Genomic DNA, 13,293 nt, shown 5'->3' on the forward strand with positions numbered 1-13,293 from the left:
TGGGCTGCATGACTGACACACTGCGTACTGCCCAGGGCAACGCCCACAGCACCGATTCGGTGCCCTCTTCATTCGACGCCCTCCTCGTTCTTTCTTTCGGTGGCCCGGAAGCAAACGAGGAGGTCGTCCCGTTTTTGGAGAACGTTACCCGTGGCCGCGGCATTCCGCGCGAGCGCCTTATCGAAGTTGGGGAGCACTACTTTCACTTCGGTGGTAAAAGCCCCTTGAACGAATTGAACCGAGAGATTATTGACAACGTGGCCGCGGAGCTCAAGGCTCGCGGACATAATCTACCGGTTTACTTTGGTAACCGTAACTGGCATCCCTTCGGAGCAGAAGCTGTCGAGAAAATGGCTGCCGACGGAGTGCGCAACGTGGCTGTCTTTGCTACCTCGGCGTGGGGTGGCTACAGTGCTTGCCGACAATACAACGAAGACATCGTCGCTTTGCGCAAGTACGTCGAAGACAAGAACTTGCCCGCCATGACCTTCACCAAGCTTCGTCAGTTCTTCGATCACCCGAAGTTCATCGAAGAGATGGCTGCCGCGGTCCGAGATGCCTACGCACAGGTCCCGGAAGACAAGCTGGCTAGCACCCGCATGCTGTTTACTGCCCACTCAGTTCCAACGGCGCACGATGCAGTGGGGGGTGCTGAAGGGGATAAGCACATTTACTCCCGCCAGGTGGCGGAAGCTTCCCGTCTCGTCGCCGAGGCAGCAGGGGTGGAGGACTATGACCTTGTATGGCAGTCGCGGTCAGGCAACCCGGCTACTCCATGGCTAGAGCCGGACATCGTCGATCACACGACGCTCATCCACCAGGAGGACGGTGTCGATGGCGTCGTCGTGTGTCCCATCGGATTCATCTCCGATCATATGGAGGTCATCTGGGACCTCGATTCAGAACTAAAGCAAGCCGCCGAGGAGATGGGGGTTAGCGTCTATCGCACCCACACCGCTGGTCCAACCACTCGTTTCGCCTCGCTCATCGTGGACCTCATCGATGAGCTGGAGCAGGGAACCGAGCCCGTTTCTCTCGGAGACGTCACTGTCCAAGGTTGCACCGTCGATGGTGCCCCCTGCGCTGAAGGGTGCTGCGATATCTGGTCGCTGCACAAGCCGCATTAACGCGCGAAATCCGTGAGCGCGTAGGCCACGCCAGCCATTCGTGCTTGACGGATGTGGCGCCATAGGCGCAGCAGCTGTGGATCGAGGCTGTGGTCCTGGATGCGGTCGGTCACTGTCTCGATGATGGCCGCGACGCGATCAGCGCGCGCAAAAAGTTTTGCTGCGCGCCCCGGTACCGCAGCGGGTAAACCCGGAGTGTCATAGAAGTCACTAAGAGTTCCCACCGTAAGCCGCGGATTGGGGAGAGCATCGCTGCGGTAGCCCAGAGCTTCGATGAGTGCTGCGGATTCATTCGTTGCGGCGCTCAATAGCGCATCAGCCTCGCCCGGGCTTAGCCACGCAGGCGAGGGGAGCGCAGCAGTTTCCTCAATTACCATCCACTGGGTGGCGCCGTCGGCATAAGAGGGCACCAATACTAAATGACGGTCTCTATCGTTGGTCCGCACCACGATAGCGCCGGCCGGATTATTAGCCGCTGCACGCGCCGAATCCGAACCCGCCGGTAGTGCTGGCGCCTCACCCGGGCCAGAAAGGATGAGTCGCAGGAGGGGCTCGCGTTCACCGCGCTCGATAATGGAGATGGTTTCGCGTCGGAGACGTGACATAACATCAAGGAAGGGTTCTCCGTTCGCTCCCTGCTGTTCCCCGCCTAGCTCGCGGAGGGCATCAAGGAAATCATCGGCGGATTCGTGTCCCCACAGCCACGCGCCAAGCCAGACGGCGACGTTTTGTACGGGGGACCAGACTTCGGCGCGCATATCCATGGCTGGACAGTGTAGACGATAGGGTAGACCGCTATGAGCTTGAATTCCCGGGATCCTTACGGCGGCGACATTTTCGCCGGACATGCACGCAACAAGAAAACCGAATACCCCGAGGTGCCCGCAGAACCGGGGCTGGTCGTCGAGGTTCGGGGAGACGATTTCGTGGGGGCGGTGATGGGCGTGGACAAGACCGCGTGGGGGCCAGTCGTGCGCCTCGAAGATCGTCACGGTACCGAGCGAGTATTCAAACTTGTCAAGGGCGGCTTCCTTGTAGAGGGGCAGCCGGTGACGCTGACGAGATACGTCGAGAAGCAAGCGCCCAGAAAGTCGAACTCTGGATCGCGCCGCGTTGAGAACGTTGAGGCGAAAGTAGCCGCGCCATCGCGCATTTGGGTCGAAGGCATCCATGATGCGGCGATCGTGGAGAAGGTCTGGGGGCACGACCTGCGAGTAGAGGGCGTGGTAGTCGAATACCTCGAGGGTCTAGACAACCTCGAGGAACGCCTCGCTGAATTCCAGCCAGGACCTGGGCGCCGCGTGGGAGTTCTCGCGGATCACCTCGTAGAAGGCTCAAAGGAAACGCGGTTGACGCAAACAGTGGGCGAGCATGTGCTCGTGACCGGACATCCCTTCATTGATATCTGGGCAGCCGTTAAACCCGAGCGCCTAGGGCTGCGCGCCTGGCCCGAAGTTCCCTATGGGGAGGACTGGAAGACTGGTATCTGCCGGCGAACGGGCTGGTCCGATCCCAAGGAAGGCTGGAGCCGTGTTTATAATGCCGTCAATTCCTTCCGGGATCTCGATTCCACGCTCATCGGCGCTGTAGAACGTCTCGTAGACTTCGTCACGACGCCCGAGCTGCGCAAAGAAGATCTTCTTTAGTTCGAGTTCGCTCGGTCGATGAGATTCACCGCGAGCTGACATCCGGCGGTTTCCGCTGCCCAGCCTGCCGCCTGGAGGCGCTGGGACATAGCCTGTTTGGAGATACCCAATTCCTCGGCGGCCTCATTCTGGTTTAGTCCTCCGCGCACCAAGGATGTAGCCTCGCGGCCCTCCATCGTGCGCTTAGTGAGTACGAAGCCGAGGAGAGCGAAGGCCGCTGCAATATCCTGCGCTTCCTGCGCCCGCCCGCGCCGATCAACCTTGGCGTAGACATGCCCCGCGCGTGCTGATCCCTTCACAGCAGCGGTAGCGACGGCGCGCGTCTCGGCATCTCCCGCGCCCTCGCCCGGGACAACACCGATACCGATGGCCCAGTCACCGTCCGCAAGAAGTGCCATGACGACATCGCACACCGCGGAAGAGGAGTAGGCAACGGCGCAAATATCCTCGACGCCAAGGACCTCGAATTCACCGACGCCCTCCAGCGTGGAAAGCGCAGCTGCGGAGCGTTGGACCAAATCGGCGCGGCGCACCGAGCGACCGCGGTAGCGGGCATGGACTGCTAGCACGTTGAGAGACTCCTTCCAGTGAGAAACAACGTTTAGTCTACCCCTTGCGCTTGACCGGTCGTTGCATACCGGGCTCGAGCGGCAAGCGCGTGTCTAAAATGAGTCCGGCGATACCGAGTGCAGCGGCGAGGACAAAGCCAACGATGGTGTAGGGGCTTGTCTTACCGGTAAGCGCGTCCCCGAAAAAGACACCGATAGCGGTCGTGGGAATCGAACCGATGAGAGTGGCGATGGAAAACTGCAGGACCGAAATTGGGGTGAGGGCCGCGACATAGTTTAATAAGGAAAACGGAACTCCCGCGACCATCCGCAATGAGGCCACGGCGAGCCAACCGCGGCGGTCCAGGCGCGCATTGATTGCATAGACCGCCGGGTGCGTGAGGTGCGGGCGAATCCATTCACCAAGCAACCTGCGGATTATCAGCAGGGAAACAGTGGCGGAGATGGTCAGTGCGACGAGGGAGATGACCAGCCCGAGCCACGGGCCGAAGAGGAGCCCCGCGGCTAAAGTCCATACTGTTCGGGGGATGGGGAACTGCGTGAAGAAGATATAGGAGCCGGCAAAGGCGACGAGGAACCATGGCCCGAGGTGCTGCGACCAAGAACGGAGCGCGGCGAGAGAGGGGACGTCGACAAGCACGGCAAGAATCACCAGCGCCATGCCGGTGAGGATTACCGCCGCCCAACGCTTCCACGTCCAGCGGCTGCAGCTCCGCCAAGCCGAGCGCGCCAAAGACGTACAAAAGTCACCGACGCTGTGCACCCAACCAGTTTTCATAGGGCTACAAGCTTAATCCGAGTGAGGCCGAAATCCTCATTGGATCCAAGCGCGTCCCGCGAGTCGCGGTGTCTGGGGAGGAACTGGGAGTAGCGCCCCAACTTGCTGGCAAGCCTCGGTTCGATGCACGGTTTCAGCACTCCGCGGTGGATACTTATCTGAGGCACGCATCCGCATGAACTTTCTTCATAACCTCACGTCTTATATGGACGCGGCTACCTTGCTTGAGGCTTTTGGGCCATGGGTCATAGGCGGTATTGGCCTCGTGGTGTTCATTGAGTCAGGAGTACTCTTTCCGTTCCTTCCGGGGGATTCACTCCTGGTGGCCGCTGGTACGGCTGAAATGCCCTATAAAAAGTTCATCGGATGGAACGTTAGCGGGGCAGTGGCATGGGTGCTCTCCATGAATTTGGTCGGCGTCTTCTTGGGAAATATTCCAGGCATTGCCGATTCGATTGAGAAGATCATGCTGCTTATCATCGCGCTGTCTGTAGTGCCCATCCTGATCAAGGCTGTGCACAGCTACGTCACGTCGAAGAAGAAGGCAACTGTAGTGGAAGAAGCGGAACCTATTAATAGCCGGGCAGCTTAGCAGTCCACGTAGCGAGCGTACTCACCCCGCAAGCGAGCATGGGTGACATAAACGGGTTCGTTGTCCCCAGCGTGCCGCAATTCCTCCGTGAGGCCGGCCATGACCGCGTCGCGGGCTTGCGCATGGGTGGAGTGGAAGCTCATCACCGTGCCATCAACAACGGCGTCACCGCGTCGTTTAACCACAACATACTGAGAGTCCTCGGGGGCCTCGACCACATGGCGCTGGGCGGTGAAGGGATCTAGATAGGTAAAAGTAGCGTGCATACGCACCCACTGTACCGATGCGAAAAGCCCCGTGAATCGCCTGCCTTTCTGGCAATGCGAAACACGGGGCTTCTATCTGTGCCCGAGGGGGGACTTGAACCCCCACGTCCGTTAATAGGACACTAGCACCTCAAGCTAGCGCGTCTGCCATTCCGCCACCCGGGCTAGGGTGTTTGTTCAGCCTCTCGGCTGGGCACTCGCATACTGTATCCCGAATGGGCATAACTTCACAAATCAGCAGCTCACGCGGTGTTTTAGGCTCGTGCAGTGTGCTGAAAACACAACGATGAAACTCGCTCGCCCCAACCGAGCGCTTACTGCCGCTGTCTAGGGCAGAAGACCATTCGTCGGCATGGGTTTTAGCTTTCCGGTACAAATGAATCTATGACTAAGAACACTTCAGATTCCGTTGAGAGCTACGCCACCGATTCCCGCTTTCCCGGCCCGGACCCTTATGCACCACTGGGGGATGTCCCCGCATTCACCGTAACGTCCACTGATATTGAAGAGGGGGCGGAAATCGCAGAGCGCTTCCGCGCTCCTGAGAACATCTCACCGCAACTCTCGTGGTCGGACGTACCCGAGGGAACCAAGTCCTTCGCTGTCACCTGCTTTGACCCGGACGCTCCGACGGGTTCCGGTTTCTGGCACTGGGCTGCGTTCAATATTCCGGCTGACGTACGTGAGCTTCCTACGGGAGCAGGCTCCGCGGAAGACCTTGGGCATGAAGGTGTCATCAGCTTGCGCGGAGACTCCGGCCAGCGCGTTTATTACGGGCCCCAGCCGCCAGCTGGTCATGCCCCGCACCGCTACCTCTTTGCGGTCCACGCCGTCGACGTTGAGCGCCTCGACATCGACCCGGAGGCAACGCCGACGGTCCTTGGGTTTAACCTTTTCTTCCACACCCTCGGCCGTGCGATTACGTGGGGCTGGTACGAGGCCCACTAATACGGCCCATTAGACTCGGCACAATGACTAGGAATTCGGATACTAACCCCACGACTGACGGAGTAGATATCCCCGCCGCCCTGCGCGTGGGCGGCGCTTTCATGTTGCTGGCCGCCGTGTTAGCACTATTTGGGCTCGTATCGATTTTCACCGACGGCTGGGGCGCCACCTTTGAATGGACATGGCGCCACCTCGCCATCGTTGGCGCGGCGCTGCTCGTCGGTGCATTCAGCACCCAACGCCGCGATCAGCGCGGCAGCCGCGAGCAAATCATTGCGCTAGTCCTAGCGCTGGTGCTCATCATCGCTAGCCGCGCACTGCCCAGTACGGTCCTCACCACGATGGGGCAGTACGTGGTTTTCCTCTACGCCGTGGCTGCAGGCCTGTGCGCGGTCATTATCCGCCGCACACTGCGTTAAGTGAAACGCATGAAGCGCGGAAGCCCCTCATCCGTGCTTCTCTTCATCGACAGGGCTAAGCCCCCTCGAAGACTCTTCGGGGGCTTAGTCGATCCATCCCAGACCGGAGCCAACTGCCTCCGAGATGTTACTGAGGCCGTGCGCGCGAATCTGCTGGGCAATGCCGCGGTGAATGTCGCGAATCCAATCCGGTCCACCATAAATCAGTCCGGTGTAGCCCTGCAGCAGCGAGGCACCGGCAGTAATACGTTCCCATGCCTGCTCCGGCGTGGAAATTCCGCCCGCCGAAACCAGCACCAGTTCATCGCCTACGCGGGCGTGAAGTCGCTTGAGCACTTCCATCGAACGCTCAGCCACCGGGGGACCCGACACGCCACCCGCGCCCATGGCAGCAACCTCGTCGGCCGGGGTATTCAACCCCTCACGGGAAATAGTGGTGTTGGTAGCCACGATCCCGGCCAAGCCAACTTCCACGGCCATATCCGCCACGGCATCAATATCTTCATCGCTGAGATCGGGAGCAATCTTGACCAAGACCGGCGAGGAAGTCGATTCCACCACGGCTTCCATGATGGGGCGGAGGGACTCCACTGCCTGCAGGTCACGCAATCCTGGGGTATTAGGGGAGGACACATTAACCACGACATAATCGGCCAGATCCCCCAGCACAGATGCGCACTGACGGTAATCATCCACAGCATGCTCGGCGTCGGTGACCTTGTTCTTGCCAATGTTGATGCCCACGACATCGTTGTAGCGGCGCTTGCGTAGATTGCGCGCGGCGGCCAGCGCACCCTCATTGTTAAAGCCCATGCGGTTTAGGATCGCCTTGTCCGCCTTGAGTCGGAACAGGCGGGGAGTAGGGTTTCCGGGCTGCGCCTTCGGGGTGATGGTGCCCAGCTCGGCATAGCCGAAGCCAACGGGGGTCCAGACATCAGCAGCCGCCGCGTTCTTGTCGAAGCCGGCCGCCAACCCTAGCGGACGTGGGAAGCGCACCCCAAAGACTTCCTGTTCCAATACCGGATCATTAACCGGTACCACCTTTCCCAGCGCGCGATTGAGCGGGCCACCGGCTTGGAAGATAGCGAGCCCGCCGTTGATGATTCCGTGGATTCGCTCTGGGTCGAGTTTAAACATTCCCTTCAATGCTGCCTGGTAGGCAGCATGGCGGGCGCGGTCAAGAGCGGAGTACTGCATGAAGTGTCCTTAGCTGAGGTTGCGAATGAGGTCTTTGAGACCGGATGCTAGCGCGGTGATGTGTCGAGTTGCGGATCGGTGATGAACTGGAGGCCTTCACCGGATGCGGAGGCGGTGACGAGGGTGCCGTCGCCCAGCACAGCAATAGTGCGTGCATCAGCCACAGTGTCCATGGTGCCAACGTTTTCTGGGACGCCCGCGGAAACGGTATAGGCGTGGAGATGGTTGTTATCGGTGGTGGTTACCCACGCCAGTGTGCGGCCGGCATCCCAAGCCACGCCCCACGGTGTGCCGTCGGTGTTGCCGTATTGGTGCAGGCGAATAACGTCGCTGGCAGTGTAGATAGCCACGCGTTTGCCTACGGTGTCCGATGCCACGACCACGGCCCCTTCGCCGCCGGAGATCTGGCCGACGCCCTGGCCTACACGCAGACGCCCGCCCGCACGGTCCTTTTCCCAATCGAGAGATTGAATCGTCGAGTCTTCCCTTAAGACGCGGACGATGCCGTCCGCACCCTCAGAAACGGGAACGGAAATGAGCTGATCCGAACCGGCCTCCACCGTGATGCCGGTGCTGCGTTCCCCGTCGCGGTACACGCCGACGGTGGTCGAGTCCTTTGAACCAACGAATACTTCACCGCTGGAAGCCTCCGCGGCTACCGTTACGGGCTGCTCCTCATCCACTGCCAATTCCTGTGGGGAATCCGGCTGAGACGGATCAACAAGCAAGACTTTTTTCCCACACGCGAGGAGGAAATGCTTGTCAGAAGCGGTCAGGTCGCCGCACTTCTGATCGACGGAAATCTGCGTGGCCTTTTCTTCCTCAAAGTCCGCAGCCGAACCTACAGCGAGGGAGTCCTCGGTGCGCACGGCGAGGGTATCACCCACCGCCGCGAGGTCAGTCACGGCAGCGTAGGGCACGACGGTGCCCACTGGCTTCGATGACTCTGGGGAAGAAGCGGGTTCGGCCTTGCCATAGACCGCCGAGTTGGGGTCCCCGCCAACCCCTTCCGTGGGATTGCAGGCGGCAAGGGCGCATGTGCTGGCAAGAAGGGCAGAAGAAAGCAGGACTCGACGCATTTTCACGATCCCTCATCCTAGCAGTCAGCGTGGTGGAAACCGGAAGCCATGGAGCGCGCTAGTAGGCTGTCGCGGGTGACTACAACAGCTACAACTGACGCCATGACATGGGTACAGGTCATCGTCTTGTCTCTTGTCCAAGGCCTCACCGAATTCCTGCCCGTGAGCTCTTCGGGGCACCTACGCATCGTCTCCACGCTCTTTTGGGGGCAGGACGCCGGCGCCTCCTTTACTGCCGTTATCCAGCTCGGCACTGAGTTAGCAGTGATTGTGTACTTCGCGGGAATGATCTGGCAGATCCTCAAAGGGTGGTTCATAGGTCTCGTGCACAAGGAGCAGCGTGGCCAGGACTACCGCATGGGGTGGATGGTCATCGTCGGCTCAATCCCGATTGGCATCCTAGGCGTCCTGGGCAAGGACCTGATCAGGGATAACTTGCGCAACCTGTGGATTACAGCATCCATGCTCGTGCTTTTCTCCGTTGTCTTCATCATCGCTGAGAGGGTGGGCAAAAAGGAGCGCAGCTTCGAGGACTTGACGATGCGCGATGCCATCGTCATGGGCCTATGCCAGTGCTTAGCTCTCATCCCAGGTGTCTCGCGCTCGGGAGGCACGATTTCGGGCGGCCTCTTTTTGGGCTTGGATCGCGAGGTGGCGACGCGCTTTAGCTTCCTCCTCGCCATTCCTGCGGTTATGGCTTCGGGCCTGTTTTCGCTTGGCGACGCCTTCGGCCCCACCGTGGGGCAATCTGCCACCGGCGCCCAACTGCTCGTCGGCACGCTCATCGCTTTCGTCGTCGGTTATGCGTCTATTGCGTGGCTGCTGAAGTTCGTGGGTAACCACTCCTTCGAGTGGTTTGCGGCCTACCGCATCCCTGTCGGGCTCCTCGTCATGCTCTTGCTGGGCCTCGGGGTGCTCGCCCCTTAATAACCGGGCATGCGCCAGTTGCGGAGTCAGTACACGTTAGGATGGTGCCCATGCACTCTTGGCCTGTCCCGCACATCGATTCCGTACCTGGCGCCCCGTCGCCGCTTCACCTCTATGATTCCGCTGATGAAGAGGTAAAAAAGCTCAACATCGAGGGGGAGACCGCCACCATGTATGTCTGTGGCATTACCCCGTATGATTCCACCCACCTGGGCCATGCGGCGACCTATCTCACCTTTGATCTGATCTACCGCCAGCTGCTGGATAACGGCTACAAGGTGAATTACGCCCAGAACATCACCGACGTGGATGATCCGCTCTTCGAACGCGCCGAGCGCGATGGCGTGGATTGGCGCGAGTTGGGTACCTCGCAGATCAATCTTTTCCGCTCCGACATGGAACTGCTCTCTGTGTTTCCTCCGCAGCACTTCGTTGGGGCGATGGAAGCCATCGATGAGATCACGGAGATGGTGCAGGCGCTTCTCGACGCAGGTGCAGCCTACGTCGTCGATGACCCCGACTATCCGGACGTCTACGCATCCATCGAGGCCACGAAGAACTTCGGCTACGAATCGAATTATTCCCGGGAGCAGATGGAGACCTTCTTTGCCGAGCGCGGCGGTGACCCGGACCGCCCCGGTAAGCGTGATCCGCTAGATGCCTTGATTTGGCGTGCCCACCGCGAGGGCGAACCCGCCTGGGAATCTCCTTTTGGTCCGGGGCGTCCGGGCTGGCACATTGAGTGTTCTGCCATCGCGACCAACCGGCTCGGCTCCAGCTTCGATATTCAGGGTGGAGGTTCGGATCTCAAGTTTCCGCACCACGAGTTTTCTGCGGCGCATGCTGAGGCCGCCCGTGGTGTCAAACGCATGGCCCAGTCCTATGTGCACACCGGCATGATTGGCTTGGAGGGCACCAAGATGTCCAAGTCTTTGGGTAACCTGGTCTTCGTCCACAAGCTAGTGGAGGCAGGCGTTGATCCCTCTGCGATTCGCCTTGGAGTATTCTCCAGCCACTACCGTGAGGACCGGGACTGGTCCGACGAGGTCCTGCACACCGCGCAGGAGCGTTTGGAGCGCTGGCGCGCGGCCTCCCGAAACCCAGGAACCGTGGAAGAGATCAAGGACGTTGTCCACAACGTGCGCCAAGCGTTGGCAGACGATGTGGATACCCCGCGCGCTATTGCGGTTCTTGATCAGTGGGCTGAGAAGGCCACAGGGGCAGTGGAAGCGTCCGAAGAAGCATCTAACGTTCTGCGCACTGCAGTTAATTCCTTGCTGGGCGTGCGCCTCTAGGAAACTTCAGGCATGATTTAGCTCATGACGATTCGTGCAGAATTCCAGCCCACCGTTGATGAGTTCATGTCCAACCTGCAGTCCTTCGCCACCGGGGATTACCTCAAGGAAGAGGAGAAGGAGTTCTGGGAGGCACCGTTTGATGCCTCGGTGCTCCCAGACCTCCGCTCTATCTTGGAGTCCTTCCTCGAGAACCTAGATAAACTTCCAGATGATCCAGATGGTGGTCTCCTGGGAGCCGCGGTACGTCCTTCCGTCGAGAAGCTCGCAGCTTTCAACCGCAAGAACGCCGACGCTGTACTTGAGCCAGAGGAGAAGGAGGAGCTCACCGAGCTTATTCACTCGGCCTCCGCAGCAACAGGTGCAGATGATGAAGCCCTCGCGCAGCTACCGGAGCTGGATTTCTAATTGACTGATACCGATCAGACCGCACATACCTGTCGTCCCGCCGCGATCTTCTGGGACATGGACGGCACACTCACCAACTCTGAACCACTATGGGAAGAGGCCACCTTTTACCTCTCTGAAACGTTGGGGCGCCGGCTAACGCCGACGGAGCGGTTGGCCACGGTAGGCGCGACCTTCGAGGACACGCTCGCCATCTGTGCCGACAAAGCCGGCGTCGAGCTCCAGCCTGGCGATAGCGAACGCTACCGCATGCTCATGTTCGACTACGTGAGGTCACTTTTTGCCGAACGCCTCGAGATCTTCCCGGGAATTTCGGAGCTGCTTGGTGAGCTCAAGGATGCGGGAATGCCGATGATGGTGACCACGAACACCGAGCGCTACGTGGCGGATTCCGCGATCGCGGCTTTGGGCCGAGATTATTTCGTCGACACAATCTGTGGCGACGAGATTCCCAACGGCAAGCCAGCTCCTGACATGTATGCCGAGGCCGCCCGCCGGGTGGGCGCTCGACCCCAGGATTGCCTCGTATTCGAAGATTCGGCGGCAGGTATGCGCGCGGCGGTCGCCGCTGGCTGCTCCGTCATTGGTTTGCCGGAAGGGGAGCACGTTACAGTCCCCGACGAGGTCACTGTCATCGCCGAATTACGAGGCAGTGGGCACCACCACCTAGACGGTGCCACGGCGCGCGACATTTATGAATGGTTCCAGCGCTTGCGCTCACTGTAAGCGGAGAATTTCGGCCGGGGTGCAGAATTTTATGCAGCGGTGTGGAAGAATATCCCTTTGTGAAGAATTTTGAAAGCCTGTTTGAGGAACTGTCCCAGAAGATCGCCGAACGCCCCGAAGGCTCCGGCACCGTGGAAGCCTTCGATAAAGGAATCCACCACTTGGGCAAGAAAATCATCGAAGAGGCTGGCGAAGTGTGGATTGCGGCCGAGTACCAGTCCGATGAGGAACTCGCTGAGGAGATGTCGCAACTGCTGTACTGGCTCCAGGTTATGGCGCATAAGCGCGGCCTGAAGCTCGAGGATATTTACTCCTACCTTTAGTCGGCCCCTTGCCGTCCTAGTACACAGCCAACATCGCAGTCAGCGTAGAAAGTACCGCACACCAATGATCAAAATTGCCGTCCCCAACAAGGGGTCCCTGTCCGAGGCCGCCCTCGAAATCCTGAAGGAAGCTGGATACAAAGGCCGTGGACACAACAAGTCACTCAACGTCGTGGATGAGGAGAACGGAGTCGAGTTCTTCTTCCTGCGCCCAAAGGATATTGCCATCTACGTGGCGCAGGGCGTCCTGGATCTGGGCATCACCGGCCGTGATTTGGCACTGGATTCCCGCGCAAAGTTCAACGAAGTTCTAGCCCTGAATTTTGGCGGCTCCACCTTCCGCTATGCCGCACCGGCGGGGGAGGAGTGGGACGTCGCCAAGCTGCAGGGCAAGCGTATTGCCACGTCTTATCCCAACGTGGTTCGTGATAACCTCGCAGCCAATGGCATCGACGCGCAAGTCATCCGCCTTGACGGTGCGGTCGAGATTTCGATTCACCTTGGTGTCGCAGATGTCATTGCCGATGTGGTTTCCACAGGCACCACACTGCGCCAGCAGGGCCTTGAGCCCTTCGGTGAGCCCATCGTGACTTCGGAGGCTGTGGTGATTAAGCGCGAAGGCGAAGACGTCACTGCAGATGAGAACGTTGTGCTCAGCCGCATCCGCGGAATCCTCAATGCACGCCACTTCGTCATGCTCGACTACAACGTGGCAGAGGAAAAGCTGCCTGAGGTCGAAGCAGTGACTCCTGGTCTGACGGGACCGACCATCTCTCCTTTGGCCCGGGAAGGCTGGGTCGCTGTGCGCGTCATGGTTCCCCGCAAGTTGGCGAATCAAGTTATGGACAGCCTCGAAGGGCTCGGAGCAGAAGCGATTCTCGCTTCAGATCTGCGCATTGCCCGCTTTTAGGGGGATATTCCAAACATTTTATTCGCGCACCTAGCTACTATGGTGGCTGACCATCATCGTTCTTCGATTTTTATGCAAGGAGT

At 59.5% G+C, this 13,293-nt stretch carries 17 protein-coding genes and 1 tRNA gene; 11 read left to right on the forward strand and 7 right to left on the reverse strand.

Going from position 1 to position 13,293, the window contains the following annotated elements; all coding sequences use genetic code 11:
* Window positions 1–8: 8 nt before the first annotated feature.
* The gene (locus HMPREF2943_RS01565) at window positions 9–1,127 is read left to right on the forward strand and encodes a ferrochelatase (RefSeq protein WP_070710615.1); all 1,119 of its coding nucleotides are present in this window, start codon (window positions 9–11) and stop codon (window positions 1,125–1,127) included.
* Here HMPREF2943_RS01565 and HMPREF2943_RS01570 read toward each other — a convergent pair.
* The gene (locus HMPREF2943_RS01570) at window positions 1,124–1,891 is read right to left on the reverse strand and encodes a hypothetical protein (protein WP_070444787.1); all 768 of its coding nucleotides are present in this window, start codon (window positions 1,889–1,891) and stop codon (window positions 1,124–1,126) included. The genes HMPREF2943_RS01565 and HMPREF2943_RS01570 overlap by 4 nt on opposite strands.
* A 33-nt stretch (window positions 1,892–1,924) precedes the next feature.
* Here HMPREF2943_RS01570 and HMPREF2943_RS01575 point away from each other — a divergent pair, with 33 nt between their 5' ends.
* Entirely contained in the window at window positions 1,925–2,773 is an 849-nt protein-coding gene (locus tag HMPREF2943_RS01575) for a DUF3097 domain-containing protein (protein WP_070444785.1), read from the forward strand.
* Here the strand turns inward: HMPREF2943_RS01575 and HMPREF2943_RS01580 are convergent.
* Together HMPREF2943_RS01580 and HMPREF2943_RS01585 are read right to left on the reverse strand one after the other, a co-directional pair.
* Entirely contained in the window at window positions 2,770–3,342 is a 573-nt protein-coding gene (locus HMPREF2943_RS01580; protein WP_070444784.1) for a MarR family transcriptional regulator, read from the reverse strand. The two genes, HMPREF2943_RS01575 and HMPREF2943_RS01580, sit on opposite strands and share 4 nt — an antisense overlap.
* 37 nt (window positions 3,343–3,379) lie before the next feature.
* Window positions 3,380–4,120, reverse strand: coding sequence for a TVP38/TMEM64 family protein (locus HMPREF2943_RS01585; RefSeq protein WP_070643528.1), 741 nt, complete (start codon window positions 4,118–4,120; stop codon window positions 3,380–3,382).
* 175 nt (window positions 4,121–4,295) lie between these two features.
* On the opposite strand from HMPREF2943_RS01585, the gene HMPREF2943_RS01590 reads away from it, so the two are divergent.
* On the forward strand, window positions 4,296–4,712 hold the full coding sequence (locus tag HMPREF2943_RS01590) for a DedA family protein (protein WP_070643530.1): 417 nt from the start codon (window positions 4,296–4,298) through the stop codon (window positions 4,710–4,712).
* Here the strand turns inward: HMPREF2943_RS01590 and HMPREF2943_RS01595 are convergent.
* Both HMPREF2943_RS01595 and HMPREF2943_RS01600 read right to left on the reverse strand, forming a co-directional pair.
* Complete coding sequence (locus HMPREF2943_RS01595; RefSeq protein ID WP_070643533.1) at window positions 4,709–4,978, reverse strand: hypothetical protein; 270 nt, start codon at window positions 4,976–4,978, stop codon at window positions 4,709–4,711. The genes HMPREF2943_RS01590 and HMPREF2943_RS01595 overlap by 4 nt on opposite strands.
* A 79-nt stretch (window positions 4,979–5,057) precedes the next feature.
* Window positions 5,058–5,143 (reverse strand) — tRNA-Leu (locus tag HMPREF2943_RS01600).
* Window positions 5,144–5,362: 219 nt separating this feature from the next.
* Here HMPREF2943_RS01600 and HMPREF2943_RS01605 point away from each other — a divergent pair.
* Window positions 5,363–5,926 (forward strand): YbhB/YbcL family Raf kinase inhibitor-like protein, encoded by a 564-nt coding sequence (locus HMPREF2943_RS01605; RefSeq protein WP_070446603.1) that lies wholly within the window; start codon window positions 5,363–5,365, stop codon window positions 5,924–5,926.
* Window positions 5,927–5,949: 23 nt separating this feature from the next.
* On the forward strand, window positions 5,950–6,345 hold the full coding sequence (locus HMPREF2943_RS01610; protein WP_070446604.1) for a hypothetical protein: 396 nt from the start codon (window positions 5,950–5,952) through the stop codon (window positions 6,343–6,345).
* A gap of 84 nt (window positions 6,346–6,429) precedes the next feature.
* On the opposite strand, the gene HMPREF2943_RS01615 is transcribed toward HMPREF2943_RS01610, so the two are convergent.
* Together HMPREF2943_RS01615 and HMPREF2943_RS01620 are read right to left on the reverse strand one after the other, a co-directional pair.
* Window positions 6,430–7,542: a quinone-dependent dihydroorotate dehydrogenase gene (locus HMPREF2943_RS01615; RefSeq protein WP_070643536.1), complete on the reverse strand. Its 1,113-nt coding sequence runs from the start codon at window positions 7,540–7,542 to the stop codon at window positions 6,430–6,432.
* Between the two features lie 47 nt (window positions 7,543–7,589).
* The gene (locus HMPREF2943_RS01620; RefSeq protein WP_070643539.1) at window positions 7,590–8,621 is read right to left on the reverse strand and encodes an NHL repeat-containing protein; all 1,032 of its coding nucleotides are present in this window, start codon (window positions 8,619–8,621) and stop codon (window positions 7,590–7,592) included.
* 75 nt (window positions 8,622–8,696) lie between these two features.
* On the opposite strand from HMPREF2943_RS01620, the gene HMPREF2943_RS01625 reads away from it, so the two are divergent.
* The 6 genes from HMPREF2943_RS01625 to hisG all read left to right on the forward strand — a co-directional run bounded on the left by HMPREF2943_RS01625 (window position 8,697) and on the right by hisG (window position 13,210).
* A complete protein-coding gene (locus tag HMPREF2943_RS01625) occupies window positions 8,697–9,548 on the forward strand; it encodes an undecaprenyl-diphosphate phosphatase (RefSeq protein WP_201828226.1) in 852 nt (283 codons plus the stop codon).
* 50 nt (window positions 9,549–9,598) lie between these two features.
* Window positions 9,599–10,843, forward strand: coding sequence for a cysteine--1-D-myo-inosityl 2-amino-2-deoxy-alpha-D-glucopyranoside ligase (gene mshC, locus HMPREF2943_RS01630; protein ID WP_070710616.1), 1,245 nt, complete (start codon window positions 9,599–9,601; stop codon window positions 10,841–10,843).
* A gap of 24 nt (window positions 10,844–10,867) precedes the next feature.
* Window positions 10,868–11,251 carry a hypothetical protein gene (locus HMPREF2943_RS01635; protein ID WP_070446609.1) on the forward strand — a complete coding sequence of 128 codons (384 nt, stop codon included), beginning with the start codon at window positions 10,868–10,870 and terminating at the stop codon, window positions 11,249–11,251.
* Complete coding sequence (locus HMPREF2943_RS01640; protein ID WP_070446610.1) at window positions 11,252–11,977, forward strand: HAD family hydrolase; 726 nt, start codon at window positions 11,252–11,254, stop codon at window positions 11,975–11,977.
* Between the two features lie 59 nt (window positions 11,978–12,036).
* Entirely contained in the window at window positions 12,037–12,300 is a 264-nt protein-coding gene (locus HMPREF2943_RS01645) for a phosphoribosyl-ATP diphosphatase (RefSeq protein WP_010186658.1), read from the forward strand.
* Between the two features lie 64 nt (window positions 12,301–12,364).
* Window positions 12,365–13,210 carry an ATP phosphoribosyltransferase gene (hisG, locus tag HMPREF2943_RS01650; RefSeq protein WP_070446611.1) on the forward strand — a complete coding sequence of 282 codons (846 nt, stop codon included), beginning with the start codon at window positions 12,365–12,367 and terminating at the stop codon, window positions 13,208–13,210.
* Window positions 13,211–13,293: the final 83 nt, after the last annotated feature.

The sequence above is a fragment of the Corynebacterium sp. HMSC072D12 genome (assembly GCF_001813925.1).
GTDB lineage: Bacteria > Actinomycetota > Actinomycetes > Mycobacteriales > Mycobacteriaceae > Corynebacterium > Corynebacterium aurimucosum.

Coding starts and splice junctions, on each gene's coding strand:
- HMPREF2943_RS01585 (WP_070643528.1), bottom strand. CDS start 4,120: ATGAAAACTGGTTGGGTGCACAGCGTCGGTGACTTTTGTACGTCTTTG.
- hisG (WP_070446611.1), top strand. CDS start 12,365: ATGATCAAAATTGCCGTCCCCAACAAGGGGTCCCTGTCCGAGGCCGCC.
- HMPREF2943_RS01620 (WP_070643539.1), bottom strand. CDS start 8,621: ATGCGTCGAGTCCTGCTTTCTTCTGCCCTTCTTGCCAGCACATGCGCC.
- HMPREF2943_RS01575 (WP_070444785.1), top strand. CDS start 1,925: ATGAGCTTGAATTCCCGGGATCCTTACGGCGGCGACATTTTCGCCGGA.
- HMPREF2943_RS01610 (WP_070446604.1), top strand. CDS start 5,950: ATGACTAGGAATTCGGATACTAACCCCACGACTGACGGAGTAGATATC.
- HMPREF2943_RS01615 (WP_070643536.1), bottom strand. CDS start 7,542: ATGCAGTACTCCGCTCTTGACCGCGCCCGCCATGCTGCCTACCAGGCA.
- HMPREF2943_RS01565 (WP_070710615.1), top strand. CDS start 9: ATGACTGACACACTGCGTACTGCCCAGGGCAACGCCCACAGCACCGAT.
- mshC (WP_070710616.1), top strand. CDS start 9,599: ATGCACTCTTGGCCTGTCCCGCACATCGATTCCGTACCTGGCGCCCCG.
- HMPREF2943_RS01570 (WP_070444787.1), bottom strand. CDS start 1,891: ATGGATATGCGCGCCGAAGTCTGGTCCCCCGTACAAAACGTCGCCGTC.
- HMPREF2943_RS01590 (WP_070643530.1), top strand. CDS start 4,296: ATGAACTTTCTTCATAACCTCACGTCTTATATGGACGCGGCTACCTTG.
- HMPREF2943_RS01635 (WP_070446609.1), top strand. CDS start 10,868: ATGACGATTCGTGCAGAATTCCAGCCCACCGTTGATGAGTTCATGTCC.
- HMPREF2943_RS01605 (WP_070446603.1), top strand. CDS start 5,363: ATGACTAAGAACACTTCAGATTCCGTTGAGAGCTACGCCACCGATTCC.
- HMPREF2943_RS01595 (WP_070643533.1), bottom strand. CDS start 4,978: ATGCACGCTACTTTTACCTATCTAGATCCCTTCACCGCCCAGCGCCAT.